The sequence below is a fragment of the Variovorax sp. 10L426 genome (assembly GCF_056395305.1).
On record NZ_JBFTJF010000014.1, the window covers coordinates 91699 to 110744 of the forward strand.

The 19046-nt window shown below is 64.0% G+C and carries 19 protein-coding genes and 1 tRNA gene; 10 read left to right on the forward strand and 10 right to left on the reverse strand.

The genetic code is table 11. From position 1 onward, the window contains the following. Nucleotides 1-6: 6 nt before the first annotated feature. Nucleotides 7-1746 (reverse strand): lysoplasmalogenase family protein, encoded by a 1740-nt coding sequence (locus tag AC1DHL_RS20510; protein ID WP_478163242.1) that lies wholly within the window; start codon nucleotides 1744-1746, stop codon nucleotides 7-9. A 152-nt stretch (nucleotides 1747-1898) separates the two neighbouring features. Between AC1DHL_RS20510 and AC1DHL_RS20515 the strand changes: the two genes are divergently transcribed. Together AC1DHL_RS20515 and AC1DHL_RS20520 are read left to right on the forward strand one after the other, a co-directional pair. Beyond that, complete coding sequence (locus tag AC1DHL_RS20515) at nucleotides 1899-2777, forward strand: UDP-2,3-diacylglucosamine diphosphatase (protein WP_478097749.1); 879 nt, start codon at nucleotides 1899-1901, stop codon at nucleotides 2775-2777. Next, nucleotides 2774-3952, forward strand: coding sequence for a glycosyltransferase (locus tag AC1DHL_RS20520; protein WP_478163243.1), 1179 nt, complete (start codon nucleotides 2774-2776; stop codon nucleotides 3950-3952). Before AC1DHL_RS20515 ends, AC1DHL_RS20520 begins: the two co-directional genes overlap by 4 nt. A gap of 185 nt (nucleotides 3953-4137) precedes the next feature. Here AC1DHL_RS20520 and AC1DHL_RS20525 read toward each other — a convergent pair whose 3' ends face one another. The 3 genes from AC1DHL_RS20525 to AC1DHL_RS20535 all read right to left on the reverse strand — a co-directional run bounded on the left by AC1DHL_RS20525 (nucleotide 4138) and on the right by AC1DHL_RS20535 (nucleotide 5672). Beyond that, nucleotides 4138-4905, reverse strand: a complete 768-nt coding sequence (locus AC1DHL_RS20525) for a COG4705 family protein (protein WP_478163182.1) — start codon at nucleotides 4903-4905, stop codon at nucleotides 4138-4140. Nucleotides 4906-5059: 154 nt separating this feature from the next. Further along, a complete protein-coding gene (locus AC1DHL_RS20530; RefSeq protein WP_478163183.1) occupies nucleotides 5060-5443 on the reverse strand; it encodes an FHA domain-containing protein in 384 nt (127 codons plus the stop codon). A 152-nt stretch (nucleotides 5444-5595) separates the two neighbouring features. After that, nucleotides 5596-5672, reverse strand: a tRNA-Met gene (locus AC1DHL_RS20535). 160 nt (nucleotides 5673-5832) lie between these two features. Here AC1DHL_RS20535 and AC1DHL_RS20540 point away from each other — a divergent pair. Together AC1DHL_RS20540 and AC1DHL_RS20545 are read left to right on the forward strand one after the other, a co-directional pair. Continuing rightward, nucleotides 5833-6441, forward strand: coding sequence for a sigma-70 family RNA polymerase sigma factor (locus tag AC1DHL_RS20540; RefSeq protein WP_478163184.1), 609 nt, complete (start codon nucleotides 5833-5835; stop codon nucleotides 6439-6441). After that, nucleotides 6438-7631 (forward strand): hypothetical protein, encoded by a 1194-nt coding sequence (locus tag AC1DHL_RS20545; protein WP_478163185.1) that lies wholly within the window; start codon nucleotides 6438-6440, stop codon nucleotides 7629-7631. The genes AC1DHL_RS20540 and AC1DHL_RS20545 overlap by 4 nt, the downstream gene beginning before the upstream one ends. Before the next feature lie 7 nt (nucleotides 7632-7638). On the opposite strand, the gene AC1DHL_RS20550 is transcribed toward AC1DHL_RS20545, so the two are convergent. Genes AC1DHL_RS20550 through AC1DHL_RS20565 form a run of 4 tightly spaced genes read right to left on the reverse strand, consistent with a single transcriptional unit; the run spans nucleotide 7639 to nucleotide 12152 of the window. Next, the gene (locus AC1DHL_RS20550; protein ID WP_478163186.1) at nucleotides 7639-8418 is read right to left on the reverse strand and encodes an enoyl-CoA hydratase; all 780 of its coding nucleotides are present in this window, start codon (nucleotides 8416-8418) and stop codon (nucleotides 7639-7641) included. A gap of 46 nt (nucleotides 8419-8464) precedes the next feature. Continuing rightward, nucleotides 8465-10258, reverse strand: coding sequence for a M61 family metallopeptidase (locus AC1DHL_RS20555; RefSeq protein ID WP_478163187.1), 1794 nt, complete (start codon nucleotides 10256-10258; stop codon nucleotides 8465-8467). Beyond that, entirely contained in the window at nucleotides 10258-10992 is a 735-nt protein-coding gene (locus AC1DHL_RS20560; protein ID WP_478163188.1) for a DsbC family protein, read from the reverse strand. The genes AC1DHL_RS20555 and AC1DHL_RS20560 overlap by 1 nt, the downstream gene beginning before the upstream one ends. Nucleotides 10993-11009: 17 nt before the next feature. Continuing rightward, nucleotides 11010-12152: an FAD-dependent monooxygenase gene (locus AC1DHL_RS20565; RefSeq protein WP_478163189.1), complete on the reverse strand. Its 1143-nt coding sequence runs from the start codon at nucleotides 12150-12152 to the stop codon at nucleotides 11010-11012. 74 nt (nucleotides 12153-12226) lie between these two features. On the opposite strand from AC1DHL_RS20565, the gene AC1DHL_RS20570 reads away from it, so the two are divergent. The 3 genes from AC1DHL_RS20570 (at nucleotide 12227) to AC1DHL_RS20580 (ending at nucleotide 14977) form a co-directional block, all read left to right on the forward strand. Next, on the forward strand, nucleotides 12227-13108 hold the full coding sequence (locus AC1DHL_RS20570) for an MOSC domain-containing protein (RefSeq protein WP_478163190.1): 882 nt from the start codon (nucleotides 12227-12229) through the stop codon (nucleotides 13106-13108). A 77-nt stretch (nucleotides 13109-13185) separates the two neighbouring features. Continuing rightward, complete coding sequence (gene ychF / locus AC1DHL_RS20575; RefSeq protein ID WP_478163191.1) at nucleotides 13186-14277, forward strand: redox-regulated ATPase YchF; 1092 nt, start codon at nucleotides 13186-13188, stop codon at nucleotides 14275-14277. 25 nt (nucleotides 14278-14302) lie between these two features. Beyond that, nucleotides 14303-14977: a glutathione S-transferase family protein gene (locus tag AC1DHL_RS20580; RefSeq protein ID WP_478163192.1), complete on the forward strand. Its 675-nt coding sequence runs from the start codon at nucleotides 14303-14305 to the stop codon at nucleotides 14975-14977. 36 nt (nucleotides 14978-15013) lie between these two features. Here the strand turns inward: AC1DHL_RS20580 and AC1DHL_RS20585 are convergent, their stop codons facing one another. Then, nucleotides 15014-15484: a YqaA family protein gene (locus tag AC1DHL_RS20585; protein ID WP_478097775.1), complete on the reverse strand. Its 471-nt coding sequence runs from the start codon at nucleotides 15482-15484 to the stop codon at nucleotides 15014-15016. A 181-nt stretch (nucleotides 15485-15665) separates the two neighbouring features. Between AC1DHL_RS20585 and dusB the strand changes: the two genes are divergently transcribed. The 3 genes from dusB to purH are packed head-to-tail and all read left to right on the forward strand — an operon-like array spanning nucleotide 15666 to nucleotide 18575. Beyond that, entirely contained in the window at nucleotides 15666-16724 is a 1059-nt protein-coding gene (dusB, locus tag AC1DHL_RS20590; protein ID WP_478163193.1) for a tRNA dihydrouridine synthase DusB, read from the forward strand. A 36-nt stretch (nucleotides 16725-16760) separates the two neighbouring features. Then, nucleotides 16761-16997: a Fis family transcriptional regulator gene (locus AC1DHL_RS20595; protein ID WP_068683508.1), complete on the forward strand. Its 237-nt coding sequence runs from the start codon at nucleotides 16761-16763 to the stop codon at nucleotides 16995-16997. Nucleotides 16998-17003: 6 nt separating this feature from the next. Next, complete coding sequence (gene purH, locus AC1DHL_RS20600) at nucleotides 17004-18575, forward strand: bifunctional phosphoribosylaminoimidazolecarboxamide formyltransferase/IMP cyclohydrolase (protein WP_478163194.1); 1572 nt, start codon at nucleotides 17004-17006, stop codon at nucleotides 18573-18575. A 1-nt stretch (nucleotide 18576) separates the two neighbouring features. Here the strand turns inward: purH and AC1DHL_RS20605 are convergent, their stop codons facing one another. Continuing rightward, the gene (locus tag AC1DHL_RS20605) at nucleotides 18577-19044 is read right to left on the reverse strand and encodes a hypothetical protein (RefSeq protein ID WP_478163195.1); all 468 of its coding nucleotides are present in this window, start codon (nucleotides 19042-19044) and stop codon (nucleotides 18577-18579) included. Nucleotides 19045-19046: the final 2 nt, after the last annotated feature.

A 19046-nucleotide genomic window follows, 5' to 3' on the forward strand; every position in this document is an offset into this window, starting at 1 on the left:
GACGCCTCAGCGTGTCGCGATACTTCCGGTCGGACGGACGTTGGCCGCGATCAGCCATTGCGCCGCGTAGTAGCTGGCCAGCACCCACAGCGAGGCGACTGGCAATGGCTGCACAAACCTATTGGTCGCCAACAAGGCGTCGCTCAGCATGAATAGACAGGCACCCAGCGCAACGTGCCGTGCCGGCGTATCGCCCATCGTCGCCGCGCGCCCCAGCGCCTGGGCCGCCATGCAGGCGATCACGATGACGTAGATCCCCACCGGCACGCGCAGGCCTGCGGGCAGTCCGCCCCACCACAGGAATGCGTACATGAGCACGCCGATCGATAGCGTTGCGCCAAGCGTGCGTCGACGCGGGAATGTGCCGACATCGATCGAAAAGAGCGCGATGTAGGCCAGATGCGCCAGCAGGAAGCAGATGAGACCCGGCACGAAGAACTGAGGCCACATCAGCAACACATCGCCGGTCAATGAGGCGACGAGGCCGGCGATCAGCAACAAGGAGAAGCGCCCCGGGACAATCGATGCGCGCAGGCGCGTGCATGCAAAGGCAATGAGGATCATCAGCGCGAGTGGCTTGAAGGTGACATGGAGCCCGGCAATCCCCAGCGCGCCGCTCGCGGTGGCCAGCGCGGCGGCATCGACGAAAAGGACTTCCATCACCGTGAGGCGGCCCTGGAGCGCCGCGCCCGTTGCCCAAAGGCCGGCGGTCAGCGCGGCGAGCCATACCAGCGCCGGGGCGAACGGAAGCACATCCGAATGCCAGAGAAACACGGTCGTACCCGCCAGCAGGGCAATGAACTGCCCGGCCGCGAAGGCCTGCACGCCGCGCGAGGCCGGCGGATCGTAGCGACGCACCTGGGCGATGTCGAAGGCGGGTTTGGGATCGAGCGCTGCCACGTCGGCCGGGCGCCAACCGGGCGGTCTGATCCACAGGCGCAGCTTGTCGCTCCAGCGTCGGGTACGCCATGTGTCGCGAGCCAGCGCCCAATACACCTCGGCGTTCGCCCAGATCGGGTCCCAACTCTGAAGAGGACTGCGCGTGCCATAGACGCAACGCTCGTCTTCTTCCTGAAAGGTGCCGAACAGGCGATCCCAGATGATCAGCACCCCGCCGTAGTTGCGATCCACATAGCGGTCATTCACTGCATGGTGCACCCGATGGTTCGAAGGCGAACAGAACCAGCGGTCGAACCACCCCAGCTTGCCGACCTGCTCGGTGTGCACCCAGAACTGATAGAGCAGATCGATGAGCGCGACCACGCCGAACACCAGGGGCGGCACCCCTGCCACTGCCATCGGCAAATAGAAGATCCAACCGAGCAGCGCTCCGCTCGAGGTCTGGCGCAATGCCGTCGAAAGGTTGTAGTGCTGGCTCTGGTGATGCACCACGTGCGCGGCCCACAGCACGGCGCTTTCATGACCGAAGCGATGCAGCCAGTAGTAGCACAAGTCATAGAAGACCAGGGCCAGCAGCCAGCCGTACCACTGGGTCCAGAAGTCCTCGTTCGGGAACAGCGCGAAGGCAGACCAGCATGCCGTGTAGATGCCGATGCGCAGGAGCCCGGTCAAGACCGCGCTGATCTGGCTCAGCATCCCCAGGCCGATGCTGTTGATCGTGTCTGGCAGGCGGTAGGTGTCCGGGCCGGTTCCGCGCTTCGCCCGCCATCGGCCCACAAAGAACTCGATGCCGATCAGCAAAAAGAAGACCGGGGTTGCAAGAACGATGATCTGGCCGGGACGCATGACGCTGATTGTCTGGCCCACCTCGCCATCGTTTCGTCACCGTTCCGTCATGGTTTGCCCGGAGATCCCGCAGGGGCGCCTTGGCGTTCTGTCGCCGATGCGTCACGCGGCTGCCATCGTGTCGTCACTCGTCGATGCGATCGTGCTCGTCCATGCAACGCGACGACGCCTTTCTTCGCGCATGGCGCGCCACCGTACCCCCGCTTCTCGATGGGGAAGTCGAGGAATCGACGCAACCCGTGCAGCGCTTTCGGACGCTTTGGATTTCGGACCTGCACCTGGGCACGCCCGGCTGCCAGGCGCGGGCGCTGCTCGATTTCCTGAAGCACACGGAATGCGAGACCCTGTTCCTGGTCGGCGACATCATCGACGGCTGGCAGCTGCGCAGGCACTGGTACTGGCCGCAAGCCCACAACGACGTGATCCAGAAGTTGTTGCGCAAGGCGCGCAAGGGAACGCGGGTGATCTTCATCCCGGGGAATCACGATGAATTCGCGCGCAAATACCTGCATCACAACTTCGGCGGTATCGATGTGGCCGACGAGTGGATTCACGAGACTGCGGACGGCCGCAAGCTCTGGGTCATGCATGGCGACCTGTTCGACGGCGTGATCCAGTGCGCGAAGTGGCTGGCCCATGTCGGCGATTCGCTCTACGAATTCACGCTCAGGCTGAACCGGCATCTCAACTCGCTGCGCGCGCGCATGGGGCTGCCCTATTGGTCCCTGTCGAAGTACCTGAAGCTGAAGGTCAAGCGCGCAGTCAGCTATGTCGGGGATTTTGAGAGCGCAGTGGCCCGCGAAGCCCGCAGGCGCGGCGTCCAGGGCGTCGTCTGCGGGCACATCCATCATGCCGAATTGAGGGACATCGACGGCATCCTCTACGCCAATGACGGCGACTGGGTCGAGAGCCTGACTGCGTTGGCCGAGCATGCCGACGGCGCGCTCGAAATCCTGCATTGGGCGAACCACATGCCGGTCACGACCCGAACCGGGCGCGCAACTTCGCGGCGCGAGCCGGCGCACGCATGACGGCCGCGCGCTTGCCGGCGTCACGCATTCCCGTCCGTACCGTCGATCTTGTCTACTTCAATGCCGGTGGTGGGCATCGCGCTTCCGCCCTGGCGCTCGAAGCAGCGATCCATCGGGCCGGGCTGCCGTGGAAGGTGCGGCTGGTCAACCTGCGCGAAGTCCTGGACCCGAAGGACAGCTTTCGGAAGCTCACCGGGATGGATCCCGAAGATGTCTACAACAAGCGCCTCGCGCGCGGCTGGACGCTGGGGCTCGCGCAGGAACTCAAACTCCTTCAGGGGATGATTCGATGGGGGCACGCCGCACTGGTGCGGCAGATGCAACAGCATTGGCAGGCGACCGAACCCGACATGGTCGTGTCACTGATTCCGAATTTCAACCGCGCGACATGCGAGGCGCTGGCGTCCACGCTGCCGGGCGTGCCTTACGTGACCGTGTTGACCGACCTCGCTGACTACCCGCCCGCTTTCTGGATCGAAGAGGGTCTCGAACAGCACCTGGTGTGCGGCTCGCCCAAAGCCGTGGAACAGGCTCGCGCAGCGGGCTGTGCGGAAGAGCGCATTCATGCCAGTTCGGGGATGATGATCCGCTCATCCTTCTACGACGCACGTCCGATCGATCGCCGTGCCGAGCGCATTCGGCTGGGGCTTGACCCGGATCGGCCGACCGGCGTCGTGCTGTTCGGCGGGCAGGGTTCGAAGGCGATGCTCGGGATCGCCAAGCGCCTGCCCGACACCCAGCTTGTCCTCGCCTGCGGGTACAACGCCAAGCTTGCGCAAGCGCTTCGCGCATTGCCTTCGCGAGCGCCGCGATCGGTGTTGGAATTCACGCCCGACGTCGCTCACTACATGGCATTGGCCGACTTCTTCATCGGCAAGCCGGGGCCTGGCAGCCTGAGCGAGGCGGTGCAGATGCACTTGCCGGTCATCGTGGTCCGAAATCGCTGGACGCTGCCGCAGGAGCGCTACAACGCCCAGTGGGTCAAGGAGCATGGCGTGGGCCTTGTGTGCCGCAGCTTTGCCCAGGTCGATGACGCGGTCGAAGAATTGATCGGTCAACTGGACCGCTACCGGGCCGCCACGCGCAAGGTGCGGAACAGGGCGGTGTTCGAGCTTCCGGTGATCCTGCAAGGCATCCTGGCGCGGGCCGAGATGCCGACGGCGCAGACCGCGTGACTTGGAGATCGCTGCGCGCTAAATCTTTGCAGCTGTGGAACTTTCAGCGTGGCGGCCCGTCCTTCATTGCAGACAGTCTGCCGGCGCTGGTAGAGGATGCCTCTTCGGCACCCGCCCTCAACCGGGCGGTTCCTCGATGCCGGCGACTGTCCCTGTCTTCCTTCCGGGCCTTGCTCCTGCAAGCGTCACTTCACGATGCGTTCAGCACGCTGAGGAAGCAGCACGACGCAGGCAAGAATGAACCCAGCCAGCACTGCCGTCGCCGTATATCGGCTCATCTCCAGCCCACCGTTCGCGTGCGGCTTGTCCAGCAAATCCCCCAGCGTGGCCCCGAATGGCCGCGTCAGAATGAACGCGACCCAAAAGAGTGCGGTCCGCGACACCGTGGTCCACAAGTAGGCCGCGCCAACCAGCGCGAGCGCCACGGCAAAGACGATTGCGCCACCCTCATACCCGAGACCCAGGCCCGTTTCCGGATCTGCCATCCAGTCCCCGAGTGCGGTGCCGAGTGTCTGGGAGAACATGATCGTCGCCCAATAGAACATCTCGGCCTTGCGAGAAGTGATCGCCGTCACGGACACCGAGCCGAGTGCCCGATGCCAGAGAAACAGCGTGGCGAGTAGAAGGAAGAGCAGGATCGATGCACCGCCCAGGTATCCGATCCCAAGCGATCGGTCCAGAAAGTCGGCAAGCGTTGTTCCCGCAGTGGTCGTGGCGATGATCACGAACCAGAACAGAAGAGGGTGAAATTTCTTTGCGGCGATCTGAGCCCACACCGCGCCGACGAAGATCGTGGCGAAGATGACTGTTCCCACGAGGTAGCCCAGGTTCATGGACATCGTCACCGCGTCGCCGGCGGTTTCGCCGAGCGTCGTGGCTGCGATCTTCACAACCCAGAACCAGAAAGTCACCTCGGCAACCTTGCCGAGCGGGAGGTCCGTATCAAGTCGCATCTTTGGCCTTTGACGGTTGAGTTTTTTCAAGTGAAAGACTCGGGGATCGACTTGGCCTCCATCGAGAGCCTGCCGACTTTTTTTGTGTAGGCGGCGGCCTGACGGTTCCCCCCGACTTGTTGGAGGATGTATTTCGGTGCTTGGAAGGGTTGAATCAAACGCGTGCGGGAGACGTCTCGCGCGCCCGTTCGAATTCCGCCAGCAGTTCCGGCGTCGTCATGAGGCGCAAGGCGTCCGTCGAGAAATGGTGCTCGCTGGCCAGGAATCGCAGCCTGAAGCTACCTATCGAGATCTCATCGCCTCCGACCAGAACCTGTGAGCTCACGCGGGCCCCGTTGACGAACAAGCCATTGCGGCTGCCCAGATCGCTGATCGTGACGAACGGGCCATCGATCGTCACGACGGCATGTCGCCGGCTGACCTGCATCGAATCGAGCACCACATCATTGGTCGACCCTCGGCCAATGGTGGTTTCGCTGGGACACAGCGAGACCTGCTTGGTCGCGGCTGAACCCTTCATCAAAATTAGTTTCGGCATGCGTCCCCCGGCGCTCCAATCTGTAACACGTTATTGTTACATCAAGTGCGGCGCCTGCCTGAGTGGAAGCTGACGAATCGCCGCGGGGCGAGGCATGAAAAAAGCCGGTAAGCGCTGTGAGTAGACGCTTACCGGCTTGATCTCGGATTGACTGGTGGCTCTTCACGGACTCGAACCGCGGACCTGTGGATTATGATTCCATCGCTCTAACCGACTGAGCTAAAGAGCCGAGCCAAAAATTATAGCTGTTTGCGGGCGCACTTTAGCCAGCCGTCAAAAGTTTCCGTGCCGCGAGTGTCGCCTCGTCCGCACAACGAGGTAAAAATCTGCGGATGCTTGCGCCCGACACGATTTCCCTTCCCCTTGAAGACCTGCCGGACGATCAGCTCATGCTCGCCTACGTTGGCGGCGACACGTCAGCCTTCGACATGCTCTACACACGCCACGAAAGCGCGTTGTTCCGCTTCATTCGACGTCTGCTGGGGATCCGTCTCGCGGCGGAAGCCGACGAAGTGTTCCAGGAGACCTGGACTCGCATCATCTCGGAACGCGAGGACTTTTCGCCGGAAGGCGTGGCCTGGCGCACCTGGGCTTTCACGGTGGCGCACAACCTCGCGACAGACCGGCTCCGCATGAGCGGCCACGAGGTCGCGTTCTATGCGCACGACGAAGACGGCGACGGGCTCGACGCCGCACGGCTTTTCAGCCGCGGGCTGCTTCAGGGCAGCAGCGCGGCGGACGACGCCCCGCACCCTTCGGCGGAAGAACTTGCTTTCTGGCGCGCGGCGGGTCGCCGGCTGCTGGCTTGCCTGAATGAACTGCCGGACGACCAACGCGCGGCCTTCCTGCTGCACCACGAGGAAGGCTTCACGTTGGAAGTGCTGGAGACCACGCTCGACGTCGGGCCGGAGACTGTCCGCAACCGGCTGCGCTTTGGCCTGAAGAAGCTTCGCGGTTGCATGGAACGTTATCTCTCGGTCCTGGAGCGCGCCGCATGAAAGCGTCCAACGCCGAACAGGTCGATTTGTCCGACGCCCACTTATGGCGAGCGCTGGAGCACGCGCCGGACCATAACGCCGCGCCCGACTGGCGCTTGCGCAAGGCCATCCTGAAGCGCGCCCATGACGCAATCGGCGCCCTGGATCCGGATGAGGCCGAAGCGGAACTGGAGCTTGCGGCGCACTCGGGGTGGCAGGGCCTCTTCGCGCGCAGGGGCGGTCGTTCACGCATGCCCTGGAAGACGATGTTCCTGGCCGTGCTGGTGGCGGTCGTGGTCGCCGTGTTTTGGCGGCACGAACCTGCGCCGGTTCCGCGTTCTGACAGCGAAGCACGGATGACCGCGCCAGCACCGCGGGCCAAGGAAATCGTCGCGCCGTCGCCCTCCGAAGGAACGAGCGCAGACCGATCGGTTGATTCGGTGGCATCTTCGGCGCCCCCGGCCGTTGCTGAAATGCCCGAGTCCTTGGCAGAACCCGCCGTTGAACCGGCACCTCCGCCGGAGGCCCCACCCCCCCCGACAGTGAAGACGCCGAAGGTGCAGGAGGCTGCCGCGCCGCAAGCGCCGCCGAAGCCCGAAGCCGCGCGCGCCGGGGATGCGCTCCCGCCACCTGCACCGGCCCCGACCCCGACCCAGAGCAACGCCGTGGCGCGGCTCGTGGTGCCGGATTCGCCATCGGCGCGATCCGGAAAGGAAGAGGGTCCTTCTGCGACGTCAACGTCACCATCGGCCAACGAGGCCAAGCCGCCCACTCCGGTGAAGGCGGCCCCTCCATCGCCGTCGGTACGCACCGAAGCGACCGACCCCCCAACCTTTGCCGCGCTGTCCCAGTGGAGCCGGATCACGATCAGCCGCCGCGGCGGAGAATCCCGGAGCTTTCCGCGCGACGAGGCGCGCGATCTGAATGCGCTGCTCGGATCGGCCGCCTTGTCGGCCGTCGAACCTCAGGTGCTGAAGGCAGCGCCCGAGTGGCGCGTGACCTTGGAGCGCAATGGCGAAGTTCTCGCAGTCTTCGAAGTCGCGGCATCGCAGGTGCGCTGGCGCGAGGGAAAGACGCCGTCGGCGACGGGCGTGCCTTCAGCCCCGGCGCTCTCCGCGTTGCGCGAAGCGCTGAGCAATGCCGTGCAGCAACCCGAGGCGGCTACGCAACCCGAGGCGGCTACGCAACCCGAGTCGCCAAGGGCACCCTAGCCGTGCATTACTGATTCTTGAAGTCAGGAGCGCGTTTGTTCAGGAAGGCGTCCATGCCTTCCTTCTGGTCGGCCGTCGCGAAGAGCGAGTGGAACAGCCGCCGTTCGAACATCACGCCATCCGACAGGCCGCTCTCGAAAGCGCGATTGACCGACTCCTTGGCTGCCATCACGGCGATCTGCGAGTAGCCAGCGATCACCAGGGCCGCGCCCAGGGCTTCTTCGGCGAGCTTGTCGACGGGAACCACGCGGCTGACCAGCCCGGCGCGCTCCGCTTCCTCCGCGTCCATCATGCGAGCCGTGAGGGCCATGTCCATCGCCTTGGACTTGCCTACGGCGCGCGGCAGGCGCTGCGTTCCGCCGGCGCCGGGGATCACGCCGATCTTGATTTCGGGTTGGCCGAACTTTGCGTTGTCGGCCGCGATGATGAAGTCGCACATCATCGCGAGCTCGCAACCACCGCCGAGTGCAAAGCCTGCGACCGCGGCGATCACCGGCTTGCGGACTTGGCGAATGGTTTCCCAATTGCGCGTGATGAAGTCGCCCTTGTAGGCGTCGAGGAAGGTGTACTTGGCCATCGCCGAGATATCGGCACCGGCTGCGAAAGCGCGCTCGCTGCCGGTGACGATGATGCAGCCGATAGCGGCATCGGCGTCGAAGGCCAGGAGCGCCTGGCCCAGGTCGGTCATCAGCGCATCGTTGAGTGCGTTCAGTGCCTTCGGGCGATTGAGCGTGATGATGCCGACCTTGCCGGCTTCGACGCGCACTTCGATGTTCTCGTAGCTCATGTGTATCTCCTTGGATGACTGTCTGTCGACGGGCCGGCGGGACAGGCTACGCCCGGCTCAGCCAATGGGAAAGCTTGACGGAATCCTGCGCGAAAAGGCGCCAGGTCGTCACGCCGGTTGGCAGCGTGAGCGGCAGGCGCAGCAAGCGGCGATCACGTGCGACGAGCGCCGTGAGCTTCTTGGTCGGACCCAGGTAGAGCGCAAGGTCATCGAGCCGCGTGAGCCGCCATCCCTGGACCGGCCGGCCCTTGGCAGCAGGAAGTTCGATCCCGATCCACTCGTCGTTGGCCGAGAAGCCTGCCTGCTCGGCAGCGCCGCCGCGCAGCACGGCCTTGACTTGCACACTGGCGTTCGACTCGGCGACCCTCATGCCGAGCTCCTGTGCGCGCTGCGCCGGATCGTCCAGTGTGGCAACGCCGTGGGCGCGCAGAAGATCGGACAAGGGCAGTTCGTCCGTCGAATGAACCCAGCTCGCGATTTCCTTCGAAAACGAACGCCCGCCGACCGCTTCGAGCGCGGCGGCGAAGTCCGCTTCGTCGATGGGGCCGCCCTCGCTGTTCTTCCACAGCAAGCGCATGGCCTGGTCGAGCGTGCCGTTGCCTTCGGCGCGCAGTGTGAGGTCGAAGCACAGCGCCACCAGCGCACCCTTGGTGTAGTAGCTCACCGTGGTGTTGGGCGTCTGCTCGTCCTGACGGTAGTACTTGACCCAGGCGTCGAAGCTCGCGTCCGCCACCGATTGCACGTGGCGGCCGGGCGTCTGCAGAACCTGGTTGATCGTCTTGTTGAGCAGCTTGAGGTAAGCGGCGTCGTCGATGCGGTCGGCGTGACGCAGCAGGAGGTCGTCGTAGTAGCTGGTGAAACCTTCGAACAGCCACAGCAGACGGGTGTAGTTCTCGCGCGCGTACTCGTAGCGCGAGAACTCGGCCGGCCGCATGCGTTTCACGTTCCAGGTGTGGAAGTACTCATGGCTGATCAGGCCGAGAAGCGTGGTGTAGCCCTCGGGTTGCTTGCGGGCGTCAATCTGCGGCAGGTCGCGGCGTGTGCAGATGAGTGCCGTCGAGTGACGGTGTTCCAGGCCGCCGTAGCCGTCGTCCACCGCGTTGAGCATGAACACATAGCGGTCATGCGGCGGCTTCGGTCCGTTTCGCTTGCCGACTTTGTCGCCATGCCAGAAGCGCATCTGCGTTTCGCAGATCGCGCGGGTGTCGGCCAGCAGTCGTTCGCCGTCGAAGGAAGCGGGCGCGCCCGCGAGCACGAACCGGTGCGGCACGCCGCAGGCCTCGAAATCCGCACTCCAGAACGCGCCCATTTCGACCGGGCTGTCGGCCAGTTCGTCGTAGCCGGAGGCAATGTATCTGCCGAAGCCGTGGCGATCGATCTGCTGAGGCTTCAGCGCCGTGGCGCATGACCAGCGAGCGCCATCCTTCGGCGTCGATGGCGCGACCACTTCGATCGCGTGCGGCACGTCGGTCTGGCCTTCGACCCTCAGGCAGAGGCTGGTGCCATTGAAGAAACCGCGATCGGCATCGAGCCACGCCGTGCGCACGGAGTTGTCGTAGGCGCAGACTTCGTAGCGCAGTTCCAGCGGCTTTTCCGGGACGCATTCGATCTGCCAGCTGCACTTGTCGATCTGGTGCGTGCTCAGCTTGCGCCGCCCCTGCGTTGCGCGCAGGTTCTGGAGGTTCTTGGAAAACTCGCGCACCAGATAGCTGCCCGGAATCCAGACCGGCAACTCCACGCGCTGCAGCGCGACGGGGTTGTGGATGGTCAACGTGACGCTGAACAGGTGCGCATTGCGGTCCGCGCACTCGACGCGGTACTGGATGGCCGGCGCCGCCATCAATTGAGGGCGGCGAGTTGCTTTTCGACCTGCGCCGCCGGAATGGCGCCCGGTGCACGCGTGCCGTCACTGAAGATCAGCGTGGGCGTGCCGGTGATGTTGTATTTCTGGCCGAATTCACGATTGCGCGTGAGCGCGGCGGTATCGCATTCGCCGGTGTCAGGCACGACGCCGCGCTGCATCCAGTCGTTCCAGGTCTTGGCCTTGTCCTTGGAACACCAGATGTTGCGCGCCTTGACGACCGAGTCGGGACCCAGCACTGGGTAGAGGAAGAGCTGGATGGTGACGTTGTCGACCTTCGTCATGTCGCGCTCGAACTGCTTGCAATAGCCGCAATTCGGGTCCGCAAAAATGGCCAGCCTGCGCTTGCCGTTGCCGCGCACGATCTTGATGGCGTCCTTCATGGGCAGCTTGTCGAAAGCGACCTCGCTGAGCTTCTCGATCCGCTCTTCGGTGAGGTTTCTGCGCTGCTTCACGTCGATCAGGTTGCCCTGCAGCAGGTAGTTGCCCTGTTCGTCGGTGTAGAAGATCTCGAAGCCGTTGATACGCACCTCATACAAGCCGGGCACTGGCGCCTTGGTGATCTCGTCGATCTTGGCGAACTGCGGAATGCGCTCAGCGAGGTTCTTGCGGATTTCGGCTTCGCCGGCGGAGGCCGTCAAGGCTTGACCGAATGCGAGGACGGCCAATGCGGCAAAAAGGGGGTGGAGGAGGGGGCGGGCAAGTTTTTTCATGAGGGTGTTCCCGTCTTTCATTGCAGGCCCATGGCCTGTCGTGCGATCCAGTTCTTGACGAGCCGTGTGCGGTCGAAACCACGCATGCCCCAGTTACGCAGCGCCGGCAAAGGATCGGCGCTGTGGGCGAAGAGTTGCTGCAGGCCGTCGGTGGCAAGGCTCATCGACAGCACATCGGTGCGGCGGGCGCGTTCGTAGCGACGCAGCAGCCGTGCGTCGCCGACGCTGCGCCAATAGTCGCGTGTCTTGATCACTTCCGCGAGCGCGGCGACATCGGCGAGGCCGAGATTCAGGCCCTGGCCGGCGAGCGGATGCACCGTGTGCGCGGCATCGCCGGCGAGGGCCCAGGCTGAACCGTCGCCGAGGCGCCCGGTCCAGCGGTCGGCAATGGCGCGTTGCAAGGGCCAGGCGGCGCGCTCACTCGTGAGGGTCAGGGCGCCGAGCGAATCGTGGGTGGCTTCGCGCAGGGCTGCGCTGAATTCCTCCAAGCCCTGTGCGAGAAGACCGGGTGCCCGCAGTTGGTCGACAGACCACACCAGGGCAAGCGAGCGGTCGAGGGCGTGTGCGTCTGCGGGTCGGTTCACGTCGGCGAGCGGCAGCAGCGCCAGGACCTCGCCCTTGTCGTTGAACCACTGGCGAGCAGTGCCGTCATGCGGCCTTTCGGCTTCGAGCCGGGCCGCGATCGCATGTTGGGGATAGCGTGTGACCTCGTAGCTCACGCCGAGCGCTTCCCGGGTGGCGCTCTGGCGGCCTTCGCAGACGACGGTGAGAGCGGCGGACACGGGTGCTGTCACAACTTCGATACGGGGCTGAAAGCGTACGGCGTCGCTCAACTGTTGCTCGAGCGCTGGAACGTCGACGATCCATGCCAGCGCCTCGACCTTCTGGCGGGCAGCGCTGAATTGAACCCGGCCGCCTTCGTCGCCGTAGACGAGCATCTCGCGCACGGGCATGGAATGCGCCGCGTCGGGCCAAGCGCGCAGCGATTCGAGGAGAGTCTTCGAAGCGGCGTTGAGCGCATAGGCGCGGACATCCTCCGTGGCAGGCGCCGCACCGGGCGCGACCAGCGCCACGCGCACGCGTTCGCGGGCCAGCAGCAGCGCCAGTGTGCGTCCGACGATGCCGGCGCCGCGAATGCAAACTTCGGGGGGGAGAGCCATCGCGGCATTGTAGGAGGAGCCTTTGCCGGGGTTGGCGTGCGGGAGAATCGCGGCTCCAGAACAAGGAACCCCCCGTGAATATCTCCGACTTCGATCTCCAGGCCAGAATCGCGCGCCTGTTCGTCTATCCGGTCAAATCCTGCGCAGGCGTCGAACTGACGGAAACGCTCGTGATCGAGACCGGGCTTGAATTCGACCGTGCCTGGATGGTGGTCGACGAGGCGGGTGAATTCGTGACACAGCGCGAGCTGCCACGCATGGCGCTGATCAGGCCGCAACTCAGGCATTCCGAAATGGTGCTGCGGGCGCCGGGCATGCTGGCCTTGCACATCGCGTTCGACCGGGTCGAAGCGCCGACCCGCGTGCGCGTGTGGAAAGACGAGGTCGCGGCCTACGACATGGGCGATCTGGCGGCGCAATGGTTCAGCGACTTTCTCTCGGAGCCGGGCAAGCCGCGAAAGCTGCGCATGGCGCGTTTCGATCCGGAGCAACGGCGTCTGTCGAGCTTGAAGTGGACGGACGGCATCGAGGCCCTCAACCAGTTCGCCGATGGGTTTCCGCTGCTCGTGACCAGCGAAGGATCGCTCGCCGAGCTCAACGCAAGGCTGGCGGCCGCCGGTCACGCTCCGGTTGGCATCGAACGCTTCCGACCCAACGTGGTGCTCGCCGGCATCGAGGCGCATGACGAAGACCGCGTCGACGCGATTCATATCGCTACGGCCGAAGGCGAAGTCAACCTGCGGCCCGTCAAGCCTTGTGCGCGCTGCCCGATTCCCGATATCGACCCGGCGACCGGCCTGCGCAGCCCTGAAGTCGGCGACACGTTGCGCACCTACCGTGCCGACCCGCGCGTCGACGGCGCGATCACCTTTGGCATGAACGCGATCGTGCTGCGGGGCGTCGAGCATGCATTGCGGGTCGGGCAGCCGGTTGGCGCCAACCTGCGTTTCGAGTAAGGGCGCGGCTTCGGTCGCCCCAAAAGGCCGGGCGCCTAAAATGCCCGATTCCCCCAAGATTTCTGAAAGCCCCCGCCATGAGTCTCCAGTGCGGCATCGTCGGCCTGCCCAACGTCGGCAAGTCCACCCTCTTCAACGCGTTGACCAAGGCAGGCATCGCGGCTGAAAACTATCCCTTCTGCACGATAGAGCCGAACGTCGGCGTGGTCGAGGTCCCGGACACGCGGCTTGGTCAGCTGGCCGAGATCGTGAAGCCCGAGCGCATCGTGCCGGCCATCGTCGAGTTCGTCGACATTGCAGGCCTCGTGGCCGGCGCAAGCCAGGGCGAAGGCCTCGGCAACCAGTTCCTCGCCCACATCCGCGAAACTGACGCGATCGTGAACGTGGTGCGCTGCTTCGAAGACGACAACGTGATTCATGTGGCCGGCAAAGTCGATCCGATCTCCGACATCGAGGTCATCCAGACCGAACTGTGCCTTGCTGATCTCTCGACGGTCGAGAAGGCCTTGCAGCGCCATACCAAGACGGCGCGCTCGGGCGACAAGGAAGCGATCAAGCTCGTTGCGCTGCTCGAGAAATGCCAGGCCGCATTGAACGAGAACAAGCCGGTTCGTGCCGTCGACTTCAGCAAGGAAGACAAGCCGCTGATCAAGCAGTTCTCGCTGATCACCGCCAAGCCCGCGATGTTTGTCGGCAACGTCGCCGAAGATGGATTCGAGAATAATCCGTTCCTCGATCGCCTGCGCGAATATGCCGCAGCGCAGAACGCGCCCGTCGTCGCCATCTGCGCCAAGATCGAAGCCGAACTGGCGGACATGGACGACGAAGATCGCAAGATGTTCCTCGCCGAGATCGGCCAGGACGAGCCGGGCCTGAACCGTCTCATCCGCGCCGCCTACACCTTGCTGGGGTTGCAGACCTACTTCACCGCCGGCGTGAAGGAAGTGCGTGCCTGGACCATCCACATCGGCGACACCGGCCCGCAGGCGGCCGGCGTGATCCATACGGATTTCGAAAAAGGCTACATCCGCGCGCAGACGATCTCGTTCAACGACTTCATCGCCTACAAGGGCGAGCAGGGCGCGAAGGATGCCGGCAAGATGCGGGCAGAAGGCAAGGAATACGTCGTCAAGGATGGCGACGTGATGAACTTCCTGTTCAGTTCCTAGGCCTCGGGGCAGCATCAAGCCTTTCATGATCACCGTCCACCACCTCAACAACTCTCGTTCGCAGCGCGTACTCTGGTTGCTCGAAGAGCTGGCGCTTCCTTACGAGATCGTGCATTACCAGCGCGATCCGAACACGATGCTCGCACCGCCTTCGCTGCGTGCGGTGCACCCTTTGGGGAAGTCGCCGGTGGTGACCACGGATGACGGATTGACGCTCGCCGAATCGGGCGCGATCGTTGAGACCTTGATCGAGCGCTATGGCAACGGCAATCTCGCTCCGGCGGCCGGTACGCCTGAAGCTTTGCGCTATCGCTATTGGCTTCACTATGCAGAAGGCTCGGCCATGCCGCCGCTTCTGCTCAAGCTGATGTTCGACACGATCGAGAGATCCAGAATGCCCTTTTTCGCGAAGCCGATCGCGAAGGCCATCGCACAGAAGGCCAAGGCCGGCTTCATCATGCCGAACATCAAGAGCCATCTGGACTTCATGGAAGGCGAGCTCGGCAAGAGCGAATGGTTTGCGGGCAATGCGTTCACCGGTGCCGATATTCAAATGAGCTTTCCGGTGGAGGCCGCTGTTGCGCGCGGCGGACTCGATGCCTCGCGGCCGAAGCTGATGTCGTATCTCGCGCGCATCCATGCGCGGCCGGCCTATCAGCGCGCGCTGGAGCGCGGCGGTCCGTACGGCCTGTTGAGCTGATTGCGGTCGAGCTGATTGCGGTCCGGATCGCGCCTGTCAGCTCGGCCAGATGTAGAGCAGCGCCACGGTCATCGTGATGTAGCGCGCGAACTTGCCGATCGCCATGTAGGCCAGGCATGGCCAGAACGGAAGCTGCAGCCAGCCTGCAACCGCGCAAAGCGGATCGCCGACGATCGGGAGCCAGGCCAGCAGGCACGCCTTGGGCCCGAGGCGCTCCAGCCAGCCGAGCACGCGGACATGGTGCTTCGAATGTGAATACTTGTCGGCGACCTTGTGCGCGCCGTAGCCCATCCACCAGTCGACGGCGCCACCCAAGGTGTTGCCGATTGTCGCGACGAAGATGGCTGACCAGAACAGCTCCGGATTGAGTTTGAGCAGCCCGAACAGCACTGGCTCCGAGCCGATGGGCAGCAGCGTCGCTGATACGAAAGCGGCAATGAATAGCGTGCTCAGCCCATAGTGAGGAAGCGCCAGGAGCGCCAGGAGCGAGTCGAGCCAGGCTTGCATGTGGGCCGCAGTATAGAAAGCTGCAGGCACTTGGGCGTGTAGGTGCAAGTATGGATGCCAGGTGTTGCAGACATGCCATCTGCATGCAGTCCGAGTGCAAATCGTTTCAGCCGACACACGGCCGCGCCGCTACAATCGTGCCTCATTTTTCAGCAGCCCGGCGCGCGCCACCTTTCTCCCAATGACCTTGCACATCGGCAACATCGCGCTGGAAAACCGCCTGTTCGTCGCGCCCATGGCGGGTGTCACGGACCGGCCGTTTCGCATGCTGTGCCGCGAACTCGGCGCTGGCTATGCGGTGAGCGAGATGGTCACCTCGCGCAAGGAACTCTGGGGCACCCTCAAGACATCGCGCCGCGCCAATCACGACGGCGAGCCCGGCCCCATCTCGGTGCAGATCGCCGGCACCGACGCCGACATGATGTTCGAGGCCGCGCAATACAACATCGACCGCGGCGCACAGATCATCGACATCAACATGGGTTGTCCCGCCAAGAAGGTCTGCAACAAGTGGGCCGGATCGGCATTGATGCGTGACGAGCCGTTGGCACTCGAAATCGCCGAAGCGGTCGTGAAGGCTTCCGCGCCGCACAATGTTCCCGTCACGCTCAAGATGCGCACGGGTTGGAGCGAAGACCATCGCAACGCGGTGGCGTTGGCGCGGCGATTCGAGCAGGCCGGTGTGCAGATGCTCACCGTGCACGGGCGCACGCGCGAGCAGGGCTACAAGGGATATGCGGAGTACGACACGATCGCGGCGGTCAAGGCCACTGTGCGTATTCCGGTCGTTGCCAATGGCGACATCACGTCGCCCGAGAAGGCGCGCGACGTGCTTGCAGCCACCGGCGCCGATGCGGTGATGGTCGGCCGTGCCGCACAAGGCCGGCCGTGGATCTTTCGCGAGATCGCGCACTTCCTGGAAACAGGCACGCACCTGGCGCCGCCGCTGGTGGCGGAAGTCAGGCGTCTGATGCTCGACCATCTTCAACAGCACTACGCCTTATACGGCGACTACAGCGGCGTTCGCACGGCGCGCAAGCACATCGGCTGGTATGTGCGCGCACTTCCGGGCGGCGAGGAATTCCGCGGAGAGATGAACGCCATCGAAGATTGCGACGCGCAGCTGCGCGCGGTGGCCGGATTCTTCGACACGCTGGCGACCCGGATGGACCGCATCCCGGCTGCCGCGCGTGACGCGCTCGAACCATCGGACGAGCAGGCGGCCGACGCGCTGGCGTGAAGCAAAGATAGAACAAGAGGAGAAGAAGAGAAGGCCATGAGCAAGAAACATATTGAAGACTGCGTAAGAAGCAGTCTGGACAGCTATTTCCGCGATCTGAGAGGGACCGAACCCGATGGCATGTACGACATGCTGGTTCGCGTCGTCGAAAAGCCATTGCTCGATGTCGTGATGACACGCGCCGAGGGCAACCAATCCAAGGCCGCGCAGTGGCTCGGCCTGAACCGCAACACGCTGCGCAAGAAGCTGGTCGAACACAAACTGCTGAAGTAACTCCTGATGAATGCACTGATTTCCGTTTCCGACAAGACTGGCATCCTCGAATTCGCCCAGGCGCTGCATGCGCTCGGCATCAAGCTGCTGTCGACCGGCGGCACCGCCAAGCTGCTGGCCGACGCCGGTCTTCCGGTGACCGAGGTCGCCGAGCTGACCGGCTTCCCCGAGATGCTCGACGGACGCGTCAAGACCCTGCACCCCAAGGTGCACGGAGGCCTCCTGGCGCGCCGCGACGTGCCGGCGCACATGGCGGCGTTGAAGGAGCACGGGATCGACACCATCGACCTGCTGGTGGTCAATCTCTATCCGTTCGAAGCCACGGTGGCGAAGCCCGGCTGCACGCTGGAAGATGCGATCGAGAACATCGACATCGGTGGCCCGGCGATGGTGCGCAGCGCCGCCAAGAACTGGAAAGACGTGGGCGTCCTGACTGATGCGGCGCAGTATCCGCAGGCGCTGGCTGAGCTCAAGGCCGACGGCAAGCTCAGTGACAAGACCAAGTTCGCGTTTTCCGTCGCGGCCTTCAATCGCATCAGCCAGTACGACGGCGCCATCAGCGACTACCTCTCGCGGATCCAGGAAGACGGCACGCACGCCTTGTTTCCGGCCCAAAGCAACGGCCGCTTCGTCAAGCTGCAGGACCTGCGCTATGGCGAGAATCCTCACCAGCAGGCTGCGTTCTACCGCGACCTGTATCCGGCACCCGGCTCGCTGGTCACGGCCACGCAGTTGCAAGGCAAGGAACTCAGCTACAACAACATCGCCGATGCCGATGCTGCCTGGGAGTGCGTGAAGAGCTTCGACACCCCTGCGTGCGTGATCGTCAAGCATGCCAATCCTTGCGGTGTCGCGACGGGCAAGGATGCGCTGGAGGCTTACAGCAAGGCCTTCAAGACCGATCCGACCTCGGCTTTCGGCGGAATCATCGCCTTCAATCGCCCCCTGGATCGCGCCGCAGCGGAGGCTGTCAGCAAGCAGTTCGTTGAAGTGCTCATGGCGCCCGGCTATGCGCCCGAAGCGCTGGAAGTCTTCAAGAGCAAAGTCAATGTGCGCATCCTGCAGATCGCGTTGCCGCCCGGTGGCAAGACCGACTGGGACAACGGCCACAACGCTGTCGACGTCAAACGCATCGGTTCTGGCCTCTTGATGCAGACGGCCGACAACCGCGAACTGTCGATCGACGAACTCAAGATCGTGAGCAAGAAGCAGCCCACGCCGCAGCAGATGCAGGACCTCCTGTTCGCATGGAAGGTCGCAAAGTTCGTCAAGAGCAATGCGATCGTGTTCTGTGCCGAAGGCATGACGATGGGCGTCGGGGCGGGGCAGATGAGCCGGCTCGATTCGGCGCGCATCGCGAGCATCAAGGCGCAGCATGCCGGTCTCTCGCTGTCCGGCACGGCAGTCGCCAGCGATGCGTTCTTCCCGTTCCGCGACGGACTCGACGTGGTCGTGGATGCAGGTGCCACGTCGGTGATTCAGCCCGGCGGCTCGATGCGCGACCAGGAAGTGATCGACGCTGCGGACGAGCGCGGCGTCGTGATGGTGCTCTCAGGCGTGCGTCACTTCAGGCACTAGCCTAGTTCGCACCAAAGCGGTACTTGAGCTGAAAGCTGATACCGCCGTAGAGCCGGTCCTTGAGGCTGGGGATGATCGCCACGTTCAGCCCCCAGTTTCGCCCTTCGAGCGCGGCGGTGGGAATCACTGCTGCGAACCAGCCGCCGTTGTTGGTGTTGGGATAGCCGTCGAAGCCGCCCACCACGGCGCCGAACTTCACGCCGTGGAATTCGAAGGGCATCACATACAGCCCCGCGTAGTGCGAACGCTCGCGGTCGCTGTTGCGGAAGAGCCCCGCGGTCAATGAATACGTTTCATTGATCGGCCACTCGATCCCGATGCCCGGGTTGGCGTCCTCGAGCCCCTTGTTGCGATCGAAGTGCAGCGTATAGAAGCCGGGATTGATCCAGACTTGGCCGAGGTCGAGTTCGGCGCGGGCCAGCCCGGGCATGAGCAGGCTCGCGCCCGCAATCAGCGAAAGGTACTTCACGA

Bases quoted from the DNA above. Each gene is read 5' to 3' on its own strand.
- AC1DHL_RS20585 (WP_478097775.1), bottom strand. From the start codon at position 15,484: ATGCAAGCCTGGCTCGACTCGCTCCTGGCGCTCCTGGCGCTTCCTCAC.
- AC1DHL_RS20560 (WP_478163188.1), bottom strand. From the start codon at position 10,992: ATGAAAAAACTTGCCCGCCCCCTCCTCCACCCCCTTTTTGCCGCATTG.
- AC1DHL_RS20565 (WP_478163189.1), bottom strand. From the start codon at position 12,152: ATGGCTCTCCCCCCCGAAGTTTGCATTCGCGGCGCCGGCATCGTCGGA.
- AC1DHL_RS20515 (WP_478097749.1), top strand. From the start codon at position 1,899: ATGCAACGCGACGACGCCTTTCTTCGCGCATGGCGCGCCACCGTACCC.
- AC1DHL_RS20525 (WP_478163182.1), bottom strand. From the start codon at position 4,905: ATGCGACTTGATACGGACCTCCCGCTCGGCAAGGTTGCCGAGGTGACT.
- AC1DHL_RS20510 (WP_478163242.1), bottom strand. From the start codon at position 1,746: ATGCGTCCCGGCCAGATCATCGTTCTTGCAACCCCGGTCTTCTTTTTG.
- AC1DHL_RS20520 (WP_478163243.1), top strand. From the start codon at position 2,774: ATGACGGCCGCGCGCTTGCCGGCGTCACGCATTCCCGTCCGTACCGTC.
- AC1DHL_RS20530 (WP_478163183.1), bottom strand. From the start codon at position 5,443: ATGCCGAAACTAATTTTGATGAAGGGTTCAGCCGCGACCAAGCAGGTC.
- AC1DHL_RS20580 (WP_478163192.1), top strand. From the start codon at position 14,303: ATGATCACCGTCCACCACCTCAACAACTCTCGTTCGCAGCGCGTACTC.
- AC1DHL_RS20555 (WP_478163187.1), bottom strand. From the start codon at position 10,258: ATGGCGGCGCCGGCCATCCAGTACCGCGTCGAGTGCGCGGACCGCAAT.
- AC1DHL_RS20540 (WP_478163184.1), top strand. From the start codon at position 5,833: ATGCTCGCCTACGTTGGCGGCGACACGTCAGCCTTCGACATGCTCTAC.
- ychF (WP_478163191.1), top strand. From the start codon at position 13,186: ATGAGTCTCCAGTGCGGCATCGTCGGCCTGCCCAACGTCGGCAAGTCC.
- purH (WP_478163194.1), top strand. From the start codon at position 17,004: ATGAATGCACTGATTTCCGTTTCCGACAAGACTGGCATCCTCGAATTC.
- AC1DHL_RS20595 (WP_068683508.1), top strand. From the start codon at position 16,761: ATGAGCAAGAAACATATTGAAGACTGCGTAAGAAGCAGTCTGGACAGC.
- AC1DHL_RS20550 (WP_478163186.1), bottom strand. From the start codon at position 8,418: ATGAGCTACGAGAACATCGAAGTGCGCGTCGAAGCCGGCAAGGTCGGC.
- dusB (WP_478163193.1), top strand. From the start codon at position 15,666: ATGACCTTGCACATCGGCAACATCGCGCTGGAAAACCGCCTGTTCGTC.
- AC1DHL_RS20545 (WP_478163185.1), top strand. From the start codon at position 6,438: ATGAAAGCGTCCAACGCCGAACAGGTCGATTTGTCCGACGCCCACTTA.